We start from the raw sequence: 3,915 nt of genomic DNA, 5'->3' as shown, positions 1-3,915 counted from the left end.
GCCTCAGCCAATTCAACAGTCAGTCGCAATTATCCTGCCAATTGCCAACCGGATTAAAGCCAAAGAATTATTAGCAAAACCCAGATCCCTCAACCACGGAAAAATGGTTGAGCGCGATTAGAAAGGCGTGCAAGTTACAGAAACTCAAGGTACACCCGATCGCAATTTTTCAGTTGCGGTACTCGGCACAAACTATCTAGCAGTCACCACAGATTCCACGGCTACAGACAGAATAATTGACACGTACAAAGGCGAACCATCCCTCGCCAAAACCCCCGGCTATGGAGACGCCATCCAACAAATAAAAAATGCAGCAGCCTTCGGTCAATTATACGTAAATATGCCCGTTGCAGCAGCCTTTGTAGCAGCCAACTCATCCCGCGAAATTTCTCCAGAAAACCTGGAAAAACTGCAACAAAATCAGGGATTTGCTACCACAGCGACACTGGATGCAGAAGGCATTGGATTCAAATCAATTTCTTGGCTAAAACCAGACTCCACGCGAAAGATAGCAGTGGAAAACAACGCTATAAAAATGGTCGATCGTCTGCCAAGCAATACAATCATGATGGTATCCGGTGGCAACTTGCAGCGTTTGTGGGAAGACTATGTATTGGGAGCGGATGCTAACCCGCTGTCGCCAATTAATCCCCAAGTTTTGCGGACGGGTTTAAAATCCACTACGGGTTTGGATTTAGATAAAGACTTGATGAACTGGATGGCGGGGGAATTTTCTTTGTCATTAATACCAGCCCCGGCTCCAAATCCCAAAGACAAATATGCTGCTGGATTTGTATTTATGGTGGACACAAACAACCGCGGCGCCGCCAACAAAACCCTCAAACAGCTTGATGAAACGATGAAAATGAAAGGGTTTAGAGTTGAGGAAATTAAAGTCGGTAGCCAAGCTGCGACTAAATGGACATCGCCGTTTGGAGGAATTGCGGTAACTCGCGGCTGGATGAATGATGTAGTGTTTATCACAGTAGGAGCTCCGGTGGTTGACGCGATCGTTCCGGCACCGAAAAGTCCGCTGTTAAGCAGCGAAATTTTCCAGAAAACTGTACGATCGCAACTTAAACCCCACAACGGCAATTTCTTCATTGACACCGAGGCTGCGTTTAACCCGAAAAACCTAGCTTTACCGGAGTTTCCTCCCGATCAAAAAATGTGGATAGATGCCACGCGGTCGATCGGCGTTACAGCGGCCGTAACTGGCAATCGTACCACCCGCTACGACACTTTTGTCAGACTCAAAAAATCCGACCAATCCACTCCTTCACCAAATCCCTTACCGAGCCCTGCTTCACCGAGCCCTGCTTCACCGAGCCCTTCGCCCACCGTCCAAACTTCTCCCAACTAACTCTTAAATCATTTCACAAATCCGCCATCACAACCCCTCAAACAGCGACAGTTGTTAGTTGTTAGTTGGCAGTTGGTTGGTTGTTGGCAGTTGTTAGTTATTTGTTATTTATGGGTTCTAATTCCGAATTAAGCTGTTGCGACATTTAAATTGTATCTCAAAAAAAATCAAACCATGAGTGGGGTGTCTAGACCTAAATATACAATAGACCTCTCCCCAAAAGCCTGTCTTGAACAGGCAGGATGCCTGTTTCACAAGAATTATTAGAAAAGTCTAAATATACAATAGACCTCTCCCCAAAAGCCTGTCTTGAACAGGCAGGATGCCTGTTTCACAAGAATTATTGGAGAAGTCTAAATATACAATAGACCTCTCCCCAAAAGCCTGTCTTGAACAGGCAGGATGCCTGTTTCACAAGAATTATTGGAGAAGTCTAAATATACAATAGACCTCTCCCCAAAAGCCTGTCTTGAACAGGCAGGATGCCTGTTTCACAAGAATTATTAGAAAAGTCTAATTTAAATTTGCGAGAGCTTGCCTACTGCCTACTGCCTACTGCCTACTGCCAACAATAATTAAAAAAGTCGGTTGATGAACGTCTGAGTGCGCTTGCGACTGCCGATTTTTTTGAAAAGTATGTCATGCGGAAGATACAGCTTTTAGGCATTGCTAGTTATATTTAGATTCTGGAAAAGATACGTTATTTTTGTGAATTATATATTTTACCTTTGAAAAAGCTATGAAAACCGCCAAAAATATTCAAATACAGACAAGTTTCTTATCTAAAAAAAGAATAAACCAACTGACACTTGTCCTGCAAATAGTCTTAATAAATCTTTACTTTTTGCAAGCAAAAGCCGAAGGTCAAAATATTGTGCCAGCGCCGGACGGAACGGGCACTACATTGACTTCGACACCCGAAACTGGAACTCCTGCGGAGCAAACTCGCTTTGACATTGAAGGGGGAAAATTATCGAGCGATCGACAAAATCTATTCCACAGTTTTACAGAATTCGGCTTATCGCAAAATCAAATTGCTAACTTTATATCAAACCCAGACATTCGCAACATTTTAGCCCGCATCGGCGGCGGCAGCCCCTCGATGATTAACGGCTTAATTCAAGTAACGGGCGGCAATTCAAACTTGTTTCTGATGAATCCGTCGGGCATCATATTTGGCAACAATGCCAGCTTAAACGTGCCGGCTTCTTTCACAGCAACAACCGCCAGCGCTATTGGATTTGGTGCTAACTCGTTTAATGCCCAGGGTACTAACAACTACACATCTTTGAGAGGCGCGCCCAACTCCTTTGCTTTTGGACCAGCAGCAGGAGCAATTATCAGCACGGCGGACTTAGCAGTCAAGTCAGGACAGAACTTAACCTTGCTCGGCGGTACGGTTGTCAGCACCGGCAGCCTTTCGGCCCCAGACGGTCAAATTACCGTCGCATCAGTCTCAGGGGAAAATTTAGTGCGAATCAGCCAGAAAAATAGCGTGTTGAGTTTGGAAATCGAGACGCCTTCAGGGACGAGTGGGGCTCGAACAGGCGGCGCGGCAGCTTCGACATTGCCTCCTGCCTCCTTGCCCGAACTGCTGACAGGGATCGGTCAAACGAACGCTACAGGCTTGAGTGTCAACGCCAGCGGTGAAGTTGTACTCACGGCGTCTAACCTAGCAGTAGCTGCGGGGGACGTTGCAGTAAAAGATGCAAACGCTAGGGCGATCGACATTCAAGCAGCCAACAGCATTGCAGCCAGCGGAAATCTGACAAGTTCCCAAGGCGGCCGAATCGCCCTAGAAGCTAGCGGCGACATTCGCACTCTGGCTCTCGACTCCCACTCAGACACCACCGCAGGCGGCGACATCACCGTCACCAGCCGTACAGGAAAAGTACAAACAGGCAATATCAACGCACGATCGATCGACAAAAACAGCAACGCCGGAGACGTTAGTATTGCAGCACCCTCAAGCAGCATTCAAACAGGGTTCATAGACGCCAACTCCGAAGAAAAACAAGGAGGCGAAGTCACCCTCAAAGCCAGCAACGATATCGAAGTAACCCGTATCAACACCCAAGGGCGAACAGCCGGAGGAAATATTGACATTACAGCCGGCCGTTATTTTCGAGCTACAGGCACTTTCAGAAACGATAGCAACTGCTTGTCGCAAGCTTGCAGCATTGCCGCCGGCGCGACTGTTAGCGCCAATGGCGGAGATATCACCATTCGCCACCGCGGCGAAGCCTCGAACACTCTTTTCAGCGTCGGGCCAGACTATAACAGCTTGAACGGTACTGCTGGCAGCATTGCGACTGGGGGTGCGAAGAAGGAAAATGTGATTACGCAGGGAGGTTATTTCAGCCCTGGCCCTCAGATAGTACAGCCGACGCAAATTAACATTACAGCTTCTTCAGCACCGACTCCGGCACCGACTCCAGCACCAGCACCGACTCCAGCACCAGCACCGACTCCAGCACCAGCACCGACTCCAGCACCAGCACCGACTCCAGCACCAGCACCAACTCCAGCACCAGCACCAACTCCAACACCAG

The 3,915-nt window shown here is 47.8% G+C and carries 2 protein-coding genes; both read left to right on the top strand.

All coding sequences use genetic code 11. The features are described from left to right. The first annotated feature begins 127 nt into the window (after positions 1-127). Positions 128-1,363, top strand: coding sequence for a DUF3352 domain-containing protein (locus IQ270_RS28875; RefSeq protein ID WP_339384418.1), 1,236 nt, complete (start codon positions 128-130; stop codon positions 1,361-1,363). 739 nt (positions 1,364-2,102) lie between these two features. Further along, positions 2,103-3,915: filamentous hemagglutinin N-terminal domain-containing protein (locus IQ270_RS28870; RefSeq protein WP_193976549.1), on the top strand; the 1,813-nt coding region annotated here is incomplete at its 3' end.

The organism is Microcoleus sp. LEGE 07076 (genome assembly GCF_015207455.1).
GTDB lineage: Bacteria > Cyanobacteriota > Cyanobacteriia > Cyanobacteriales > Microcoleaceae > Microcoleus.
This window is presented reverse-complemented; position numbering and strand designations above follow the sequence as displayed.